The following is an 18,448-nucleotide window of genomic DNA, read 5'->3' as shown; positions in this document are numbered from 1 at the left end:
CTCACCCCTGTTTTTCACGGATGCAGAAGGTCGATTCTCGCCCGGGCGGCGCCGCCCGGCCAGAAACCCGCCCGAATTGCGGGCAGAATCCCCGCCCGGAGGCCAAAGAATCCGGCAGGAACGGAACCGGGCCGCGCCAGGCATGGTTATTGCTGCGCAGCACCCGGATTGGTACGGGATGCGGCAGGTCTGGTCCCTGCCCCCATGCGCAAATCCGGCGGCCCTGCCGCCAGCGGCTCGATATCTGCGAAAAATGCACGGATGGCCTGTAAGCCGGATTCTGTCCAGGCGGCTGGTCCCTCTTGCAAGGGGGCCGCCCTGGATGACCATTCCTCTGCCCCCGCCCTTACGGACGGGATCCAGCTGCCAACCCGGGCCTCTCGGGCTGAAGCATCCCTGCGGCGGTATCGGTTGCCCGACCGGTCCCGCGCGAGGCCCCTATTCGGCATTGCTCCGGGCGGGGCTTGCCATGCCATTCCTGTTGCCAGGACCGCGGTGGGCTCTTACCCCACCGTTTCACCATCACCGCACCGGTCTCCGACCAGAGCCGGCGGCGCGGCTGTCTCTTCTCTGTTGCGCTTTCCCTCGGGTTACCCCGGCCGGGAGTTACCCGGCGCCCTTGCTTCATGGAGTCCGGACTTTCCTCGGCACGACGCTTGCGCGCCCCCCGCGGTCATCCGGCCATCCGTGCGAGGCGGGAATTAGGCGCCTGCCCCGGCGCCGTCAACCGGAAAACCGGCGGGAAATGCGGCAAGAACCCGCTGCGCGAGGTCAATCTCCTGCGCTGTGACCGCGCCCCGCCCCCAGGGCCGGAACCGGAGCCGGAAAGCGCCGAGCAGCGTTTCGGCATCAAGGCCCGGGTCGTAGCCAATCGCATGGGCCAGAGCTGTGAAATCCCCGCCAGCCGCAGCAACCGGGGATGGCGCCAGCGCCAGCCCCTGGCGCGCCAGACGCTGCCAGTCGAAATGGGGTCCGGGGTCGATCTTGCGATCAGGCGCGATATCGGAATGGGCAAGCACGCCCTGAGGCGCGATCTGCCAGCGCGCCATGATGCCGGCCAGCACATGCTCCAGCGCGGCCATCTGCGGCTCGGGGAAGGGGTGATTGCCAGGATTGGCCAGCTCGATCCCGATGGAATGGCTGTTCACATCACGGATGCCGCGCCAGTAGCTGCGCCCGGCATGCCAGGCCCGCGCCTCTTCCGGCACCAGCGCCAGACTGGTGCCATCCTCGCCGATCAGCCAATGGGCCGAGACTTCGAATTCCGGATCGCAAAGCCGCGCCCGGGCGGCCTGAGCGCTTTTCATCGCGGTGTAATGCAGGATGATCAGCGAGGGCTTCACGCCGCCCCGCCGCTCGCCGAAATTCGGCGAGGGCCATTGCGGCGAAGGCCGGTCGCTCACCAGAGATCACTCACTGCAGCGCGGTGCGGAACGGGCGCGGATCCCAGCCACAGGCGAAACCATCGCCATCGGGGTCAAGCCCCTGCTTGTCGCGATCCGGGCCACCATTGGCCAGAAACGCCTCTTGCGCCAGATCCGGCGAGGGGTATTTCGCGCAGGTGATCAGCGGATCTTTCGAGTTGCGACCGCGATCATACATCTGCACGCCCGGCGCATGGGTGGTGGCCAGCGCGAATTCAACGATATTCGGCCCGCTCTCGCCGGGGCGCACCGGCAGCGCACCGGGCTGCACCACGACATATTCGGCACGGTTCTTCGCGATCCGCTCGGCATCCGAGGCGATGGATTCGCGGGAGGAGACGGCCTGGAAATCGTTCTCGTCCGAGATGCTCGGGTTAGAGTGGATCATCTCGCCCGATTCTTCCTTGATCCCGACCGGAGCGCCGCCGCGTGGACGGCTGCCGGTGGTGTCGGCGGGCGGAATGTAATTCGCACTGGTGCCGGTCGCAGGGATCGCGCTGATCGGGGCCGGGGTGGTGGTGCCATCGGCACGGTCTATGGCCGCAGCCGCCGCAGCCGGGTCAAAGCCCGCGCTGGCAGGCGCCGCCCCTGCCGGAGCCAAAGGCACCACTGCCGCCGGAGCCGCGCTCTGCGACGGGTTGGTATTGGTGCCCCGGATATAGGAATTGTAATCCTGAAAGCCCACGCCGCTGCCGGAATCGGGGACGGAAGGCGTGCAAGCCGCCAGAACCAGCAATCCAAGGACCGAGGCGCCCTTGCGTGAAAAACCCGAAATGATCTGCCGGCGGGGGGTCATCGCGTCCTCATGTAAAACGGCAATACCGGCCCGCAGGCCTCTCAACAGACAGAGAAACAGTGCGGGGCCGGAATATATCCGGCCGCCATTACCACCATTTTTGCGGCTTGGCTACAAATCCCGCAGCGCGTTCCAGCACATAGGCGTGATTAAGAAGCCCCGCCTCGTCCCAGGGTTTGCCGATCAGTTGCAGCCCCATCGGCAGGCCTTTGGCATCCAGCCCCACCGGAACCGAGATGCCCGGCAGGCCGGCAAGGTTCACCGTCACGGTAAAGACGTCGTTCAGATACATCTCGACCGGATCGGCCGAGGCCATCTCGCCCAGACCAAAGGCCGATGACGGCGTCGCCGGTGTCAGGATCGCGTCGACGCCAGCGGCAAAGACGGCCTCGAAATCCTGTTTGATCAGGGCACGGACGCGGCGGGCGCGGTTGTAATAGGCGTCGTAGAAGCCAGCGCTCAGCACATAGGTGCCGATCATAATCCGGCGCTGAACCTCGGCGCCAAACCCTTCGGCGCGGGTTTTCTCATACATCTCGGTAATGCCATCGCCCGGGCCCAGCTTTGCGCGATGGCCGTAGCGGACGCCATCATAGCGCGCGAGGTTGGAAGAGGCCTCGGCGGGGGCGATCACATAATAGGCCGGCAGCGCGTATTTTGTATGCGGCAGGCTGATCTCGCGGACCTCGGCACCGGCGTCTTTCAGCATGGCGATGCCCTGCTCCCAAAGCGCGTCGATCTCGGCGGGGATCCCGTCGAGCCGGTATTCCTTCGGAATGCCGATCACCCGCCCGCGAATATCGCCGGTCAGAGCGGCCTCGAAATCCGGAACCGCGATTTCGGCGCTGGTCGAATCCTTCGGATCATAGCCCGACATCGACTGCAGGAAGATCGCCGCATCGCGCACCGATTTCGTCATCGGGCCGGCCTGGTCGAGCGAGGAGGCAAAGGCGATGATCCCCCAACGGGAGACCCGGCCATAAGTCGGTTTGATACCGACGATGCCGGTAAAGGCCGCAGGCTGCCGGATCGAGCCGCCGGTATCGGTGCCGGTTGCGGCAAGACAAAGATCTGCCGCCACCGCCGAGGCCGATCCGCCCGACGACCCGCCCGGCGTCAGCTGGCGGTCGTCGATCTTCCAGGGGTTCACGGCATTGCCGTAAACCGAGGTTTCATTCGACGAGCCCATGGCGAATTCGTCCATGTTCAGCTTGCCAAGCATCACCGCGCCATCCGCAAACAGCTTCGTGGTGACAGTCGACTCGTATTCCGGCTTAAAGCCCTGGAGGATGCCCGAGGCGGCCTGGGAATTCACGCCTTTGGTGCAGAAAAGATCCTTGATCCCCAGCGGGATGCCGCACAAAGACGGAGCATCCCCCGCTTTCAGCCGCTGATCCGCCGCCCGTGCCTGCTCCAGCGCCAGCTCGGGCGTTTTATGGACGAAAGCGCCAAGCGCATCGCCTGCATCAATTGCCGTCAGGCAGGACATGGTCAGATCGACGGCGGAAATATCGCCGGCCCGCAGCGCGTCCCGCGCCTTTTCGATCGTCCAGCTATTCGCGCTCATTCCACCACCTTCGGCACGGCAAAGAAGCCTTCGCGGGCTTCGGGGGCGTTTTTCAGAACCTCGGCCTGGAGATTGCCATCGGTGACAATATCCTCGCGCCGGCGCAGCCGCATCGGCGTGACCGAGACCATCGGCTCGATGCCGGTCACATCGACCTCGTTCAGCTGCTCCATGAAGGTGAGAATGCCGGACAATTCCCGGGCGAGATCAGGAAGCGCCGCCTCCTCAACCCGGATCCGGGCGAGTTTCGCCACTTTCCGTGCGGTATCAATGTCGATGGACATGGATCAGACCCTCTGAAGCTTTGGCTTCGTTCAATCAGGGCCCCGTTTAGCCAGGGCATGGCGGCTGTGCAAGGCAAAGGCTGCCCGTGCCAGGGTTGCCTGTTCTATGGGTGCCTGCGCAAAGGCGGAGGGGGTGCCTCTGGCAGATCTGCGCCTCCGGCGGGAGTATTTGGGTCAGGGGAAAAGCCGGGACAGGAAAGGCGGGGATGCGCGAATTCGAACCATCTGGTTCGGAAAGCACTGGAAACCTGTCACAATGGGTGGCTAGATTGCCCCCCGCACAATCAGGACAGGAGGAGAGACCATGAAAATCACCTGGCTCGGGCATTCGGGGTTCCGTATCGAGATCGAACAGGCGGTGCTGCTGGTGGATCCATGGCTGACCGGCAATCCGGTTTTCCCTGCCGCACGGCGGGCTGAGGCGGTGGCGGGGGCCACGCATATTCTTTTGACCCATGCGCATGGCGATCATGCGGCCGATGCGGCAGCGCTGTCGCAAGAGCTGGGCGTGCCGGTGGCCTGTATCCATGAGGTCTCGGTCTGGCTGGACGGCCAGGGGGCCGAGACCATCGGCTTCGGCAAAGGCGGCACCATCGACTGCGGCGGCGCGAAGGTGACCATGGTGAACGCGATCCATTCGGCCTCGGTCGATTTCGGGGGTGGCGCGCTGTTGCCGGCAGGCTCGGCCGCCGGTTTCATGCTGCGCGGCGAGGGGCGCACGGTCTATATTTCGGGCGATACCGATATCATGGCCGATATGGCCTGGATGGGAGAATTGCATCAGCCCGAGATCGGCATCCTCTCCTGCGGCGGCCATTACACGATGGATATGGAACGCGCCGCCTGGGCCGCGCGGAAATATTTCAATTTCCGCTGGGTGATTCCCTGCCATTACAAAACCTTCCCACTGCTGGCACAGAATGCTGATCCGCTGCGTGCGGGCCTGCCGCCCGGCGTCGAGGTGATCGAACCCCTGGTGCTGGAACCGATCTTGTTCTGAACTGATATGATAAGGAAGAATACCATGCTGATCCGCTCGGTCGGAGAAGTCATTCAGGGCCGCGATCTGCCGCAGATCCGGTCTGTGGCCACGATCACCGAAGCCGCCTCGATCCTTGACCATTATGATATCGGGGCGCTGGTGGTGATTGACGAGGGCCGCATCACGGGCCTCCTGTCCGAGCGCGATGTGCTGCGCAAGGTGGTGGGCCAGGGGCTGCATGCCGATGCGATCACCGTGGCCAGCGCCATGACACCGGACCCGGTCACAGTGCAGGACAGCGACCCGCTGGCGGATGCTATTGGCAAGATGGAAAGCGGCCATTTCCGCCATTTGCCGGTGGTTGATGCCGCGGGCACCTGCCTCGGGTTGCTGTCGGTGCGCGATATCCCGGCGGAATACCGGGTGATGTATGAACGCTTTCGCGCACTGAGCGGTTGACCCTCAGCCCCCCTCGCGCCGGGCGGCGAAGAAATCACGCAAAAGCCGCCCGGCCTCGGCCTCTGCAATCCCGTCCAGCACTTCGGGCACATGATGGCATTGCGGATGGCTGAAGACCCGCGCACCGACCGCAACGCCCCCCGATTTCGGATCGGCGGCGCCATAGACTAGCCTTGCGATCCGCGCCGCTGAAATCGCGGCCGCGCACATCGGACATGGCTCCAGCGTGACATAAAGCGCGAATCCTTCCAGCCGCTCGCGCCCCAAAGCCGCGCAGCCCGCCCGGATCACCAGCATCTCGGCATGGGCGGTCGGATCGTTCAGCGCACGCGTGCGGTTGCCTGCCTGCGCCACAACCGCGCCATCCGGCGCGATCAGCACCGCCCCGACCGGCACCTCGCCACGCCCGGCCGCCGCCTGCGCCTCATCAAGCGCCAGATCCATATAAGAGCGGAAAGCCACGCCGCATTGTCCTTTCATCTGTCCTGAAATATCCTCGGGGGTCCGGGGGGCAAGCCCCCCGGCTGTCCTCAGCCATCATGCCCAATCCCCCGAAAAGGTCGCCTCCCATGCCGGAAAACACAAGTCCTCCCGCCGGAGAGCGCATCGCGAAACTGTTGTCGCGCCGGGGCGTCGCCTCGCGGCGCGAAGCTGAACGGCTGATCGAGGCGGGCGAGGTCACCGTCAACGGCAAGGTCATCACCAGCCCGGCGCTGAACGTGACCGGCGAGGAACGCATCACCGTTTCCGGCAAGGCCTTGCCCGAAGAGGAACAGGCGCGGCTCTGGCTCTATTACAAGCCCGAGGGCCTGGTCACCAGCGCCGCCGATGAAAAGGGCCGCGACACCGTCTTTGACCATCTGCCCGAAGACCTGCCCCGGGTGATGTCGGTCGGGCGGCTCGACCTCAATTCCGAGGGGCTTTTGCTGCTGACGAATGATGGCGGGCTGAAGCGGCGGCTGGAACTGCCCTCGACCGGCTGGCTCAGGAAATACCGCGTCCGCGTCAATGGCGCGGCGGATGATCTGAAACTGCAGCCCCTGCGCGAGGGAATCACCGTCGAGGGTGAGCGGTTCAAGCCGATGCAGGTTACCATCGACCGCCAGCAGGGCGCCAATGCCTGGCTGACCGTCGGCCTGCGCGAGGGCAAGAACCGCGAGATCCGCCGCGCCATGTCGGCGATCGGCCTTTATGTGAACCGGCTGATCCGGGTCTCTTACGGCCCCTTCCGGCTGGGCGATCTGGAGCCGGGCCAGGTCGAGGAAATCAAGGCCCGCGTGCTGCGCGAACAGCTGGGCGAGATCGAGGCCGAGGCCGATGATACCGGCCGCGCCGCCAGAAAACCGGCGCTGACGCGGGTGCGCGCCGGCCGCGCCGCGCCTGATAAACCCGCCCGGCCGGCCGCTGCCGGCAAGACCGGCCCTGCCCCCGCCGGCAAGACCGGCCCCGCCCCGCGCTCGGGCGCCGCAAGGCCGGCATCAGCCGCAACCGGCACAAGGCACGCCGCCCAGGACGGCGCCCCCGCAACGCGCGAGGCAAGACCCGCTCCGGGCAACCGCGCCGCTGCCGGCAAAGCCGGCGCCATGACGACCACCCGCCGCACCGCACCGCCCCGTGACGGCGATGCTGCCGCGCCGGCCCGACGGCCCGGACGCAACCCGATCCAGGCGGCGGAGGCCCGCAACGCCGCCCCCGCCCCCAAAGCGCGGGCGGCAAAACCCCGCCCGGCAAAGCCTCAAAGCACCCGCAACGCGCCCCCCGCGACCGCGCCGCGCAAACCCGGCAGCCCCTCGGGGCGCGGCGGTCCGGGGCGTGGCGGTCCGGGGGGCAAGGGCTGATCGGGCGCCTCCCCTGCCGCCGGCCGGGCGCAAGCGGGAATGCGGGCAGAAGATTCCCGCGCATTCCCCGCCGCTCAGGCTGGCAAGCCGGGATTCCATTCGCTAGGATCACGCCAACCGACCGTTATTTCCGGAATCCAGAATGTCCGAATCCGGCCTGCGCACCCTCTCGCTGGCGCTTCTGATCGCCCTTGTCTTCTATGTCGCCGGTTCGGGAGGAATGTGATGGCCGCTCAGCGCTTTGGCGGAAAATACAGCCCCGACGGATCGCGCCAGGCGGGTACTCAGCCGCCGATCCCGCGCGCAGCACCTGGGGCGGAAAAACCCAAAGGCGGCTGGCGGGCGACGCTTTTGTTCCTCGCGGCCTTCATCTTCCTTTTCCCGGCCTTTGGCGAAGAGCCGGGCGCGATGCTGCTGAGCCTGATCGCCGGCGGCTGCCTGATCCTTTCCGCCTGGCTCAGCCGCGAAGGGATGCGCGCCCGCGCCGCCTTTGACGCCCGCCGCGTCGCACGCCGCCCGGCGATCCCACGCCTGTTGTTTGGCGCCATCGCAACCGGAGCCGCGCTGTTTACCGGCGGGCTGATCGGACACGGGATCTCGCTTTACCCGATCCTCTTCGGGCTGGCCGGCGCCGGTCTCCATATCGGCGCCTTCGGGCTGGACCCCTGGAGCGATAAGGGAATGGAGGGCATCGACCGCTTCCAGACCGACCGCGTCGCCCGTGCCGTCGCCGGGGCGGAAAAGACGCTGTCGCAGATGAAAGACGCCATCCTGCGCGCGAAAGATCGCCAGCTTGAGGGCCGGGTCGACCGCTTCATCGCCCAGACCCGCGGCCTGATGCAAAGGGTCGAGGAAGATCCCGGCGATCTGACCGCTGCGCGCCGCTATCTGACCGTCTACCTGGAGGGTGCCCGCGACGCGACGGTGAAATTCGCCGATCTCTGGGCAATACGCCCCGATCCGAAAGCGCGCGAAGATTATGAGGCGCTGCTGACAGATCTGGAAACCACCTTTGCCACCCGTTCGGAAAATCTGCTCGGCAATGACCGCGACAATCTCGATGTCGAGATTTCCGTGCTGCGCGACCGGCTGAAATTCGAGACGCCCTCCGGGATATCCTCCGGCACTCCCCCCGGCTCCAATCCTCCCCAAGTGTGAGATTTAACCATGACCGAGAACACCACCCGCGCCGCTGCCGAAGCGACCCTCGCCGAAGTCGAGAAGGTCACTGCCGTGATCCTGCCGGAACCGGCCGGTGAAATCGTGCCGCTTGAGGCTGCCTCGCCGGACAAGGCCGCCGCGATCGAAAAGCGCATGAGCGAGCTGGATCTGACCAATACGCAATCCATCATCTCTTTCGGCTCTTCCGCCCAGACGGAATTGCAGGTCATCAGCCAGGAGATGCTGCAGGATGTGAAGAACAAGGATGTCGGCCCGGCGGGCGACAGTCTCAGGAAGATCGTCACCACCATTCGGGGCTTTTCGACCGATGAGCTGGACCTGCGCCGCGAAAGCTCGTGGTGGGAGCGGCTTTTGGGCAAGGCGGCGCCCTTCGCGGAATTCGTCGCGAAATATGAGGGTGTCCAGGGCCAGATCGACAAGGTCACCGACGAGCTGCTGGGCCATGAGACCAAGCTGCTGAAAGACATCAAGTCGCTCGATCTCCTCTATGCCAAGACGCTGAATTTCTACGATGAACTCGGGCTTTACATCGCGGCCGGCGAGGCAAAGCTGAAAGAGACCGATGCGACGACCATTCCGGCGAAAGAGGCCGAGGTCGCGGCTGCGGCCGAGGATGACAAAGTGCTGAAAGCGCAGGAACTGCGCGATCTGCGTGCCGCCCGCGACGATCTGGAACGTAGGGTGCATGACCTGAAACTGACGCGCCAGGTCACGATGCAGTCGCTGCCCTCGATCCGGCTGGTGCAGGAAAACGACAAGAGCCTCGTCACCAAGATAAACTCGACGCTGGTGAATACGGTGCCGCTGTGGGAGACGCAGCTGGCCCAGGCGGTGACCATCCAGCGCTCAAAAGAGGCCGCCGAGTCGATCCGCGATGCCAATGACCTGACCAATGAGCTTTTGAAATCGAATGCCGAGAACCTTCAGCAGGCCAACCGCACCGTGCGCGAGGAAATGGAGCGCGGCGTCTTCGACATTGAAACGGTGAAATACGCCAATGAGACGCTGATCGCCACCATCAATGAAAGCCTTCAGATCGCCGATGAAGGCAAGGCACGCCGCGCGGCGGCCGAGATCGAGCTGCAAAAGATGGAAACCGAGCTGCGCGACACGCTGGCCTCGGCCCGTGCCCGCAGCATCACCCCTGCCCCGGCTCAGCCGCAATCATGAACCCAGCCCGGACCACTGGTCTGAGACCTTGGCCTGCCACCCTGCTGGTGGCGGGCCTTTCCGCCTGTGTCGCCACCGGCGGGCCGGAGCCGCAGCGGATCGCGGCGCCGCCGCCCCGGCCGGCGCTTCCGGTCGCGGTGACGCCCGAGACGCCGAAAAGCACGGCCGCCCGCGCCTATTACACCCAGGTGCAGAACTCGCTGCTGGCCCAGGGCTTGCTGCGCACCGATGGCGGCGGCCAGGACACGCCTTTCGACGCGAGGATCCTCGCGGAAAATTTCATCCGCATCGCGCTTTACGATGAATACAACCGCATGGACGGCGCTTTCGCGCGTGGAGAATCCGCCTCTGTTCTGCGCCGCTGGGATGTTCCTATCCGCTTTCAGATCCAGTTCGGCGCCTCGGTTCCCGCTGATCGACGCGCCACCGACCGGGCGCGGATCGCCTCTTACCTCAAGCGGCTGGCGACGCTGACCGGCCATCCGATCACCCTGGTCGATCAGGGCGGCAATTTCACCCTGCATGTGGTGTCAGAGGATGAGCGCGAACAGCTGGGCCCGGCGCTGCGGCGCGAATTGCCGGGGCTGAGCCCGCAGGATGTGGCCGATGTCACCGGCATGTCGCCCACCACCTATTGCCTTGTCTATGCGCTGTCGGACGGGGACAGCGGCAATTACCGCCGCGCGGTCGCCGTGGTGCGGGCCGAACACCCAGATCTGTTGCGGCAATCCTGCTACCATGAGGAAATCGCCCAGGGGTTGGGCCTTGCCAATGACAGCCCGCGCGCGCGGCCCTCGATCTTCAACGATGACGAGGAATTCGCACTGCTGACCAGGCAGGATGAGCTGATGCTGAAGATCCTCTATGATCCGGAAATGTGGCCCGGCATGACCGAGGAAGACGCCGCGCCGGTGGTGCGCCGTATTGCGCAGCGCCTGATGGGGGGCGGTGTGTGATCCGCATTGCCGCCTGTCTGACGCTCCTGCTGGCCCTCCCTGCCGGTGCCGAGGCGCAAAAGCCCCCGGGCGAGGCCATGCCCGACCCGGTGGTCAGCGCCATCGGCAGTCTTGCCTGGCTGCGCGGGCAATCCGATTTTCCGCTGGAATTTCGCGATGCCGGCCGCATCACCATCGCGCCTGGCGGTATCGTCGCTGCCGATCCGCTGACCTGGTCCGATGACTGGGACCTGCCGGAAATCGGGACGCCCACCGGCGAGGCCCGTTTTATCCTCGCGCTGGATGACGGTCAGGGTCGCGTTTCCCAGGCGATGCTGATCTTCTCGGATGCGGCCCCGGTCTGTGGCGATGATGTCGCGACGATTCCGGTCGATACCGGCCTTGCCAGCTTTCTCGACCCGGTGATGCGCGAGGCCCTGAACCGTTCCTATGAGATGATCGACCCCGAGGATCTTTATTCCGGCTGGTTCGAGGATCTGATCGGCGAGACCTGGGTGGTGGGCCATATCCTGCCTTTGCCCGACAAAACGCTGATTCCCATGACCTCGACCGGCTGGGGAGACGGCGGCTATCCGGTGGCGCGGCTGAAATCCGCAAGCGGTGAGGTCGTCGCCCTTTACGCCGATTTCATGGGGAAAAACGATGCCGGAGACTGGCTTTTACCCAATGCCTGCGGCTCGACCTGATGCCATCCGGCGGCTGCCAGATGAACAATTCGGCACCAGACCCGCTGACGCGAAATTTTCACTTCAATCCCGGCGTATGCACGCTATTTTGACCCCGACAGACGCCGCGCGCCCCAGGGGCCTGCGCAAAATGGACAGAAAGGCTGAACCCATGGTCTTCGATTTCCTCAGGGGCGAGTTCATCGACGTCATCTCCTGGCTCGATGACACCCGCGACACCATGGTCTGGCGCTTTGAGCGTCGCGGCCAGGCGATCAAATACGGCGCGAAACTCACTGTGCGCGAGGGTCAGGCGGCGGTCTTCATCCATGAGGGTCAGCTGGCGGATGTGTTCAGCCCCGGTCTCTACCAGCTTGAGACCAACAATATGCCGATCCTGACGACCTTGCAGCACTGGGATCACGGCTTCCAGTCGCCATTCAAATCCGAGGTCTATTTCGTCTCAACCACCCGGTTCAACGATCAGAAATGGGGCACCAAGAACCCGATCATGGCGCGCGACCCGGAATTCGGGCCGGTGCGGCTGCGGGCTTTTGGCACCTATTCGATGCGGGTCTCGGATCCTGGCAAGTTTATGACGGAAATCGTTGGAACCGATGGGGAATTCACCGCAGACGAGATTTCGACCCAGATCCGCAACATCATCGTCCAGGCAGCTGCCCAGGTGCTGGCGGGTTCGGGGATCCCGGTGCTGGATATGGCGGCGAATACCGAAGATCTCGGCAAGCTGATCGCCGGCGCCATCGGGCCGAAAGTCGCGGAATACGGGATATCGATTCCGGAATTCTATATCGAAAACATCAGCCTGCCCGAAGAAGTTGAGAAAGCGCTGGATAAGCGCACCTCGATGGGTGTGGTGGGTGACCTGAACAAATACATGCAGTTCAACACCGCCGAGGCGATGGGCAACCCGGCCTCGGGCGCGGGCTCTGCCATGGCCACGGGTGCCGGCATGGGGCTGGGCATGGGCATGGCACAGACGATGGGGACAAATATGGGTCCCTGGGGTGCGCAGCCGCCGGCCGCGCAGCATACACCGCCACCGCCGCCGCCGGTCGGCAAGGAATGGCATCTGGCCGAGAACGGCGCCACCAAAGGCCCCTTCTCCGAGGCGCAACTTGCCGGTCTGGTTTCCTCGGGTCAGCTGGCGCGCGGCACCATGGTCTGGGCCCAGGGAATGGAGGGCTGGAAAGCCGCCTCCGAGACCGAGCTCGACCGGCTCTTCTCGCAAATGCCCCCACCGCCGCCGCCCGCAGGCTGAGCCATGTCCGACGCCAGAGAATATCGCTGGCCCTGCGGCCAGTGCGGGGCGCAGTTGCGTTTCGCCCCGGGCCAGCGCGAGCTGATCTGTGACCATTGCGGCAATGTCCAGCGCCTGCCCGATATCGCCCTGGCCGATCAGGACAGCGCTCTGATCGAGCATGACCTGGCAAAGGGTCTGGCCGATGACCTTTCAGCCTCGGCGATGGAGGTGGTCAGGACCACCCGCTGCACCTCCTGCGGCGCGCTGATCGAATTCGTAGGCGCCACCCATGCCACCGAATGCCCCTTCTGCGCGACGCCGGTGGTGGCCTCTACCGGCGAGACGCGGCAGATCAAGCCCCAGGCGCTGATCGCCTTCGTGCTGTCCGAACGCGAGGCGCGCGAAGAGCTGGTGAAATGGCTGGGCTCGCTGTGGTTCGCGCCGAACCGCCTGCTGGAATTCACCCGGCGCGGGCGGGCGATGAATGGCGTCTATGTGCCCTGGTGGACCTTTGACGCCGCGACCCGCTCGGATTACCAGGGCAGCCGGGGCGATGCCTATTACGTCACCCGCACCGTCACCGTGAACGGCAAGCGCGAGACAAGGCAGGAGCGCAAGATCCGCTGGACCTCGGTTTCAGGTCGCGTCGCGCGGGATTTCGACGATGTTGGTGTGCTGGGCTCGCTGAGCCTGCCGGCGCGCTATGCCAATGCGCTGGAGCCCTGGGATCTGACCGCGCTGGTGCCCTATGCGCCGGACTACCTCGCCGGCTTTACCGCCGAGGGGTATACGATCCCGCTGGAACCGGCGAGCCTGCAGTCGAAACAGAAAATGGCCCGGGTGATTGAAAGCGATGTGCGCCGCGATATCGGCGGCGACGAGCAGCGGGTCTCTGGCATCGACACCGATTACCGCGACGAGACGTTCAAACATATCCTGCTGCCGATCTGGATGGCAGCCTATAAATACAACGGTAAAAGCTATCAGTTCCTCGTCAATGGCCAGACCGGAGAGGTCCAGGGCGAGCGCCCCTGGTCGGTCTGGAAAATCGCACTCGCGGCGCTGGCTGCGGCTTTGCTGGCGGCGGCGGTGCTCTATCTGATGAAGGATGGCGATATCAGCATCGGCGGGGGTGGGCTCGACTGGCTGGACTGAGCGGCCGGGGCGAACCGGCCTGGCCGGTCGGTCGTTTCCGGGTTGGATGGCGGAGCGAAATCTCCGCCGCGCCCGCACAGGATGGATGGCAGGATGGATAACGCGCAGAGTTGTATTCAATTCTCGGCCTGGGGAAACCCGCCCCTGCCACAGCCCCCCAGCCACCGTCCCCCCGACACAGCCCGTGACACATCCCCTGACACCGGGGGCATCTCACGGCTTCCGTCCTGCCCCCTGTGGCAAGCCCGCTGCCCGCACCGGCTCCAGGCCCGGCCTCCGTCCGGCCCGGGATGGCATCTTCTTGCCCCCTTAAGGTTGCACAGATACGCCGCGCGCTTATCAACGGTCGCAGCCCTCCCGGCAGCGCCCGGATCGAAGGGCTGGCCTGAGATTACTGCGACGGAGGCATGGCCGCCCCCTTGGATCATGCCTGTCCGAAGCGGGTCACTGAGCACAGCAGCACATTCATGCCAGGACATTCAAAATATATAAAACGGAACAGTCTCGCGACACCGTGCAATGCCCCGATACAGGCAAAACAGGCTGCATCAGAGGCGGCAAACCCTCTCGCAGACATTCAGGATGAGTATCGGGCAGAAAGGCTGAATGGTGCCCCCAGAGAGATTTGAACTCCCGACCTTCGGTTTACAAAACCGCTGCACTACCGCTGTGCTATAGGGGCGCCTTGGCGATGATGTAGCAACTGTCGTCTCTGCGTGCAAGCCGGCGCTCGGCTGGTTTGCGGGGGGGGGGGGCGGGCCGGCGCGGCAAGACCTGTTTCCTGGGCGCATCGGTGAGCGGATTGGCCGGTCGGGATGCAAGCCGGGATGCAAGGGCTCACCGGGGCCGCCCCGGCGCGATCCCACAATTTTTGCGTGATTTCCGGGCGGCTTCTCAGAAAGGCCTCAGGACAAACGCATTTGCCACAGGCTGGTGTGCTGTATATGGGAGGAAAGCAGGCCGCCCGATTGCCCCGGGTGGCGAGGATGGCAGCGGGAGCCCCGATCCGAATCATGCGCATTGTCTACCACCTGGGTGCCCATTGCACCGATGAGGAACGGCTGATCCGTTGCCTGCTCAAGAACCGCTCTGCTCTGGCGGAACAGGGGATCCATGTACCCGCGCCGACGCGCTACCGCCGTCTGCTCCGTGACACCGCTGTGCAGCTGCGCGGCGCTCCGGCCAGTGTCGAGACCCAGGCGCTGGTGATCGAGCAGATCATGGATGATGACAAGGCAGGGCGGCTGATCCTCAGCTGGGACAGTTTCCTCGCCTTCCCGCAATGGGCTTTGCGCGGCCGGCTTTACGGCTTTGCCGGCGAGCGGATCCGCGCCTTCACCCAGATCTTTCCCCATATCGAGGCCGAGTTCTTCCTTGCGATCCGCAACCCCGCCACCTGGCTGCCGGCGCTTTACGAGAAACAGAAAAGCAGCCGCAGCTATGAGGAATTCATCGAGGGCACCGATATCCATCAGCTGCGCTGGTCGGATGTGGTCAGCCAGATCATGGCCGAGAATTCCGGCGCTCCGCTGACCATCTGGTGCGACGAGGATACGCCGCTGATCTGGCCGGAAGTGCTGCAGGCTGTGGGCGGCTATAGCGACGAGACCCGGCTTGAGGATACCGATGAGCTGTTGTCGCTGATCATGCCGGGGGACGGGCTGACGCGGATGCGCAATTACCTCGCCAGCCATCCGCCCGCCTCGGTCAGCCAGCGCCGCCGGGTGGTGGCGGCCTTCCTCGACAAATTCGCGCTGTCCGACCGGATCAATATGGAATTCGCCTTGCCCGGCTGGAGCCAGGAGACCGTCGACCGTCTGACCCAGACCTATCTTGAGGATATCGAGCTGATCCGCGCGATGCCCGGTGTCACGCTGATCAGCGCCTGAGGCTGCCGCGCCCCCGGGCTGCGGCGGTGTTTCGCCAGCGGGCCGGCGGTAATCGGCGATCCGGTGCCGGTCTGGTAATCCGGGCGCCTTGCGCGGCTTGACCCGGAAGCGGCAGATGGCGCCAGATCAGGGTCCGGATCGGGGAAGACGATCTGGAAAGACAATCTGGGAAGACAAGGGCCCGGTCGGGGCGCACAGTATCACCGCAGCACTGTATCACCGCAGCACTGTATCACCGCAGCACAGGAGGACGACAGATTGGCGCCGCAGGCATCGGATATCACCTCGGGGATCAGACCGGGCATGGCGCGTTTTGTGCCGCGCCTCGGGAGTCGCATCGGGTCGGTCCTCTGGGGACTCCTCTGCGCGGGAACTCTGGGCACCGCGCCTGCGCTTGCGGCTGCGCCCTGGCCCTTTGAGGGCAGCTGGGATTGCGAGGTCGGTATCTTCACCTTTACCGGCAGCGATTACGACACCGGCGCCGAGCCGATGCCCATCGTCGATATCGCGCCGGAGGGGGATACCTTCACCCTGACCTTCGAAGACAATTACCAGCTTTCGCTCGCGATGAATCCCGATGGCACCATGACCTGGTTCTCGCCGGTCAGCGGCGACAGTTTCCTCTGCCGGAAACAAGAGTAGCCGGGCAGGAATGGGTGGGCAGCAGCAAAGGCCAGGCGCCTTTGCCGCAGCTTTTCCCTGGCGGATACTTTTCTTCCTCTCCCCCGGCGGCTATGCCTTTACGGGAAGCGAAACACCAGGGAGTGGAAGATGAGTTCCGAAATCAAACGCTATGGCGTCGGCGCGCGGATGTCCGAGGGCGTGTCTTATAATGGCATCATCTGGCTGGCGGGTCAGGTCGGCAATCCCGGCGATTCTGTGGCGGACCAGACCCGCACCTGTCTGGCCGAAGTCGACCGCATTCTGGCGGCTGCCGGCACCGACAAGACCCGCATCCTCTCGACCCAGATCTGGCTGGCCGATATGGCGGATTTCGCCGAGATGAACTCGGTCTGGGATGCCTGGGTGCCGCAGGGGAATACCCCCGCCCGCGCCACCGGCGAGGCAAAGCTGGCGACGCCGGATTACCGCGTCGAGGTCATCGTGACCGCCGCGCTGAAGTGAAGAAGAAGGGGGGGCTGTCTGCCCCCCTGCACCCCCCGAGGATATTTGGGGACAGATGAATATGGCTCAGGCTTTGAGAAAATCCACCAGTTGCGCGGTGGATCCGTCCTTGGTCCCGGTGCCCTGTTTGCCTTCCAGCACCGGTTGCAGCGCGAGGGCGAGCTCCTTGCCGAGCTCCACCCCCCATTGGTCATAGGAATTGATTCCGAGGATGACGCCCTCGACAAAGACGCGGTGTTCGTAAAGCGCGATGATCTGGCCGAGCACGAAGGGCGTCAGCCTGTCATAGGCCAGCGTCGTGGTCGGGCGGTTGCCGGGGAAGACGCGGTGGCGGGCCTGGCGTTCCAGCTCGTCCCCGCTCAGGCCCTTTTTCGCCATGATGGCGCGTGCCTCGTCAAGAGACCGGCCGCGCAACAGCGCTTCGGTCTGGGCGAGGCAATTGGCGACCAGCAGCAGGTGCTGATGCGCGAGGTCAGGCTCGTGCCCATGGCGACCGACGAGGAATTCACAGGGGATCACCCGGGTGCCCTGGTGGATCAGCTGGTAAAAGGCATGCTGGCCATTGGTGCCGGGCTCGCCCCAGACCACCGGGCCGGAATTGATCGTGAGGTCTGACCCATCCAGCGCCACCGATTTGCCGTTCGATTCCATCTCCAGCTGCTGGAGATAGGCCGGGAGGCGCGAGAGGCGCTGTTCATAGGGCAGCACGGCGCGGCTGGCGTAATCGCAAAGCTGGTTGTGCCAGATGCCCACCAGCGCCAGCAGAACGGGGATATTCTGCGCAAATGGCGCCTCAAGGAAATGGGAGTCCATCGCGCGGCCGCCGGCGAGGAACCCGCCGAAATCCTCTGGCCCGATCGCCAGCATCAGAGCGAGGCCGATCGGGCCCCACATCGAATAACGCCCGCCGACCCAGTCTTCAAAACCGAACACCCGTTCGGGTGAAATTCCATAGGCGGCGGTTTTGTCGCCAGCGGTCGAGACGGCGGCGAATTGTGCAGCCGGATCTTTCACCACGCGGCCCATCCAGGCCTTTGCGGTATCAGCATTGGTCATGGTCTCGATGGTGGTGAAGGTTTTCGACGCCACAATCACCAGCGTCGTCTCCGGGTTCAGCCCTGAAAGTACGTCATGGATATGCGCCCCGTCGACATTCGAGACGAAATGCGCACGCGGCCCGTCGGCATAGGGCACCAGCGCCAGTGCTGCCATAGCCGGGCCGAGATCAGAGCCGCCGATGCCGATATTGACCACATCGGTGATCTTGCCGCCCTGGCCCTGATACGCAGCCGAGCGCACCTGATCGGCGAAAGCCGCCATCCGTTTGCGGGTGGCGGTGATGCCGGGAATCACATCGGCGCCATCGACGAGGATCCGGTGTTCCTCGCCCGCGCGCAGCGCGACATGAAGGACCGCCCTGCCCTCGGTCTCATTGATCTTCTTGCCGGAAAACATCGCGGCGCGTTTTTCGGCCACACCCGAAGCCGTTGCCAGCGCCAGCAGAAGATCGCGGCCATGGGCGTCGATATTGGTCTTCGACCAGTCGAACAAGAGCCCGTCAGCCCGGGCGGAAAAGCCCGCAGCCCGGCCCGGATCGGCCGCGAAGAGCGAAAGGATGTGGCGGTCGGCCACTTCCGCATGATGAGCCTTCAGCGCCTGCCATTTATCCATGTTCTGCCCTTCCGCAACCGT

Annotated in this window: 18 protein-coding genes, 1 tRNA gene and 1 other RNA gene; 12 read left to right on the top strand and 8 right to left on the bottom strand. The window is 64.7% G+C overall.

All coding sequences use genetic code 11. The annotated features are described in order from the left end of the window. Positions 1-253: 253 nt before the first annotated feature. The 5 genes from rnpB to gatC form a co-directional block, all read right to left on the bottom strand. Positions 254-689, bottom strand: an RNA gene (rnpB, locus tag DRF71_RS04235) — RNase P RNA component class A. A gap of 12 nt (positions 690-701) precedes the next feature. Then, positions 702-1,403 (bottom strand): N-acetylmuramoyl-L-alanine amidase, encoded by a 702-nt coding sequence (locus tag DRF71_RS04230; RefSeq protein WP_232831290.1) that lies wholly within the window; start codon positions 1,401-1,403, stop codon positions 702-704. A gap of 10 nt (positions 1,404-1,413) precedes the next feature. After that, positions 1,414-2,220, bottom strand: a complete 807-nt coding sequence (locus DRF71_RS04225; protein ID WP_112309291.1) for a hypothetical protein — start codon at positions 2,218-2,220, stop codon at positions 1,414-1,416. Positions 2,221-2,308: 88 nt separating this feature from the next. After that, on the bottom strand, positions 2,309-3,787 hold the full coding sequence (gatA, locus tag DRF71_RS04220) for an Asp-tRNA(Asn)/Glu-tRNA(Gln) amidotransferase subunit GatA (protein ID WP_112309290.1): 1,479 nt from the start codon (positions 3,785-3,787) through the stop codon (positions 2,309-2,311). Continuing rightward, entirely contained in the window at positions 3,784-4,071 is a 288-nt protein-coding gene (gatC, locus tag DRF71_RS04215) for an Asp-tRNA(Asn)/Glu-tRNA(Gln) amidotransferase subunit GatC (protein ID WP_112309289.1), read from the bottom strand. The genes gatA and gatC overlap by 4 nt, the downstream gene beginning before the upstream one ends. Positions 4,072-4,375: 304 nt before the next feature. On the opposite strand from gatC, the gene DRF71_RS04210 reads away from it, so the two are divergent. Both DRF71_RS04210 and DRF71_RS04205 read left to right on the top strand, forming a co-directional pair. Continuing rightward, a complete protein-coding gene (locus tag DRF71_RS04210) occupies positions 4,376-5,071 on the top strand; it encodes a metal-dependent hydrolase (protein WP_112309288.1) in 696 nt (231 codons plus the stop codon). Positions 5,072-5,095: 24 nt separating this feature from the next. Next, positions 5,096-5,512 carry a CBS domain-containing protein gene (locus DRF71_RS04205; protein WP_198672057.1) on the top strand — a complete coding sequence of 139 codons (417 nt, stop codon included), beginning with the start codon at positions 5,096-5,098 and terminating at the stop codon, positions 5,510-5,512. A gap of 3 nt (positions 5,513-5,515) precedes the next feature. Here the strand turns inward: DRF71_RS04205 and DRF71_RS04200 are convergent, their stop codons facing one another. Next, positions 5,516-5,974, bottom strand: coding sequence for a nucleoside deaminase (locus DRF71_RS04200; protein WP_112309979.1), 459 nt, complete (start codon positions 5,972-5,974; stop codon positions 5,516-5,518). 107 nt (positions 5,975-6,081) lie between these two features. Here DRF71_RS04200 and DRF71_RS04195 point away from each other — a divergent pair, with 107 nt between their 5' ends. The 7 genes from DRF71_RS04195 to DRF71_RS04165 all read left to right on the top strand — a co-directional run bounded on the left by DRF71_RS04195 (position 6,082) and on the right by DRF71_RS04165 (position 13,742). Then, positions 6,082-7,350, top strand: coding sequence for a pseudouridine synthase (locus DRF71_RS04195; protein WP_232831289.1), 1,269 nt, complete (start codon positions 6,082-6,084; stop codon positions 7,348-7,350). A 225-nt stretch (positions 7,351-7,575) separates the two neighbouring features. After that, complete coding sequence (locus DRF71_RS04190) at positions 7,576-8,508, top strand: 5-bromo-4-chloroindolyl phosphate hydrolysis family protein (protein ID WP_112309285.1); 933 nt, start codon at positions 7,576-7,578, stop codon at positions 8,506-8,508. A 9-nt stretch (positions 8,509-8,517) separates the two neighbouring features. Further along, positions 8,518-9,702: a toxic anion resistance protein gene (locus DRF71_RS04185; RefSeq protein ID WP_112309284.1), complete on the top strand. Its 1,185-nt coding sequence runs from the start codon at positions 8,518-8,520 to the stop codon at positions 9,700-9,702. Continuing rightward, positions 9,699-10,658 (top strand): DUF2927 domain-containing protein, encoded by a 960-nt coding sequence (locus DRF71_RS04180; protein ID WP_112309283.1) that lies wholly within the window; start codon positions 9,699-9,701, stop codon positions 10,656-10,658. The genes DRF71_RS04185 and DRF71_RS04180 overlap by 4 nt, the downstream gene beginning before the upstream one ends. Continuing rightward, positions 10,655-11,344 (top strand): DUF4241 domain-containing protein, encoded by a 690-nt coding sequence (locus DRF71_RS04175; protein ID WP_112309282.1) that lies wholly within the window; start codon positions 10,655-10,657, stop codon positions 11,342-11,344. The genes DRF71_RS04180 and DRF71_RS04175 overlap by 4 nt, the downstream gene beginning before the upstream one ends. Positions 11,345-11,474: 130 nt before the next feature. Then, the gene (locus tag DRF71_RS04170; protein WP_232831288.1) at positions 11,475-12,605 is read left to right on the top strand and encodes an SPFH domain-containing protein; all 1,131 of its coding nucleotides are present in this window, start codon (positions 11,475-11,477) and stop codon (positions 12,603-12,605) included. Positions 12,606-12,608: 3 nt separating this feature from the next. Next, positions 12,609-13,742, top strand: a complete 1,134-nt coding sequence (locus DRF71_RS04165; protein WP_112309280.1) for a TFIIB-type zinc finger domain-containing protein — start codon at positions 12,609-12,611, stop codon at positions 13,740-13,742. A gap of 607 nt (positions 13,743-14,349) precedes the next feature. On the opposite strand, the gene DRF71_RS04160 is transcribed toward DRF71_RS04165, so the two are convergent. Further along, a tRNA-Thr gene (locus DRF71_RS04160) sits at positions 14,350-14,424 on the bottom strand. 331 nt (positions 14,425-14,755) lie between these two features. Here DRF71_RS04160 and DRF71_RS04155 point away from each other — a divergent pair. From DRF71_RS04155 to DRF71_RS04145, 3 genes are all read left to right on the top strand, one after another. Next, entirely contained in the window at positions 14,756-15,631 is an 876-nt protein-coding gene (locus DRF71_RS04155) for a hypothetical protein (RefSeq protein ID WP_112309279.1), read from the top strand. Positions 15,632-15,889: 258 nt separating this feature from the next. Further along, positions 15,890-16,273 (top strand): hypothetical protein, encoded by a 384-nt coding sequence (locus DRF71_RS04150; RefSeq protein WP_112309278.1) that lies wholly within the window; start codon positions 15,890-15,892, stop codon positions 16,271-16,273. A 129-nt stretch (positions 16,274-16,402) separates the two neighbouring features. After that, the gene (locus DRF71_RS04145) at positions 16,403-16,756 is read left to right on the top strand and encodes a RidA family protein (protein ID WP_112309277.1); all 354 of its coding nucleotides are present in this window, start codon (positions 16,403-16,405) and stop codon (positions 16,754-16,756) included. Positions 16,757-16,822: 66 nt separating this feature from the next. Here the strand turns inward: DRF71_RS04145 and pgi are convergent, their stop codons facing one another. Then, positions 16,823-18,427 (bottom strand): glucose-6-phosphate isomerase, encoded by a 1,605-nt coding sequence (gene pgi / locus DRF71_RS04140; protein WP_112309276.1) that lies wholly within the window; start codon positions 18,425-18,427, stop codon positions 16,823-16,825. Positions 18,428-18,448 lie beyond the last annotated feature (21 nt).

Source organism: Pseudogemmobacter bohemicus, assembly GCF_003290025.1.
Lineage (GTDB): Bacteria > Pseudomonadota > Alphaproteobacteria > Rhodobacterales > Rhodobacteraceae > Pseudogemmobacter > Pseudogemmobacter bohemicus.
The sequence above is the reverse complement of the archived record's forward strand: the minus strand, read 5'-3'. Positions and strand labels throughout refer to the sequence as shown.

What these genes read in the sequence shown, in the direction of transcription:
- DRF71_RS04225 (WP_112309291.1), bottom strand. Translation starts at nt 2,220, where the DNA reads ATGACCCCCCGCCGGCAGATCATTTCGGGTTTTTCACGCAAGGGCGCC.
- gatA (WP_112309290.1), bottom strand. Translation starts at nt 3,787, where the DNA reads ATGAGCGCGAATAGCTGGACGATCGAAAAGGCGCGGGACGCGCTGCGG.
- gatC (WP_112309289.1), bottom strand. Translation starts at nt 4,071, where the DNA reads ATGTCCATCGACATTGATACCGCACGGAAAGTGGCGAAACTCGCCCGG.
- DRF71_RS04210 (WP_112309288.1), top strand. Translation starts at nt 4,376, where the DNA reads ATGAAAATCACCTGGCTCGGGCATTCGGGGTTCCGTATCGAGATCGAA.
- DRF71_RS04205 (WP_198672057.1), top strand. Translation starts at nt 5,096, where the DNA reads ATGCTGATCCGCTCGGTCGGAGAAGTCATTCAGGGCCGCGATCTGCCG.
- DRF71_RS04195 (WP_232831289.1), top strand. Translation starts at nt 6,082, where the DNA reads ATGCCGGAAAACACAAGTCCTCCCGCCGGAGAGCGCATCGCGAAACTG.
- DRF71_RS04190 (WP_112309285.1), top strand. Translation starts at nt 7,576, where the DNA reads ATGGCCGCTCAGCGCTTTGGCGGAAAATACAGCCCCGACGGATCGCGC.
- DRF71_RS04185 (WP_112309284.1), top strand. Translation starts at nt 8,518, where the DNA reads ATGACCGAGAACACCACCCGCGCCGCTGCCGAAGCGACCCTCGCCGAA.
- DRF71_RS04180 (WP_112309283.1), top strand. Translation starts at nt 9,699, where the DNA reads ATGAACCCAGCCCGGACCACTGGTCTGAGACCTTGGCCTGCCACCCTG.
- DRF71_RS04170 (WP_232831288.1), top strand. Translation starts at nt 11,475, where the DNA reads ATGGACAGAAAGGCTGAACCCATGGTCTTCGATTTCCTCAGGGGCGAG.
- DRF71_RS04165 (WP_112309280.1), top strand. Translation starts at nt 12,609, where the DNA reads ATGTCCGACGCCAGAGAATATCGCTGGCCCTGCGGCCAGTGCGGGGCG.
- DRF71_RS04155 (WP_112309279.1), top strand. Translation starts at nt 14,756, where the DNA reads ATGCGCATTGTCTACCACCTGGGTGCCCATTGCACCGATGAGGAACGG.
- DRF71_RS04145 (WP_112309277.1), top strand. Translation starts at nt 16,403, where the DNA reads ATGAGTTCCGAAATCAAACGCTATGGCGTCGGCGCGCGGATGTCCGAG.
- pgi (WP_112309276.1), bottom strand. Translation starts at nt 18,427, where the DNA reads ATGGATAAATGGCAGGCGCTGAAGGCTCATCATGCGGAAGTGGCCGAC.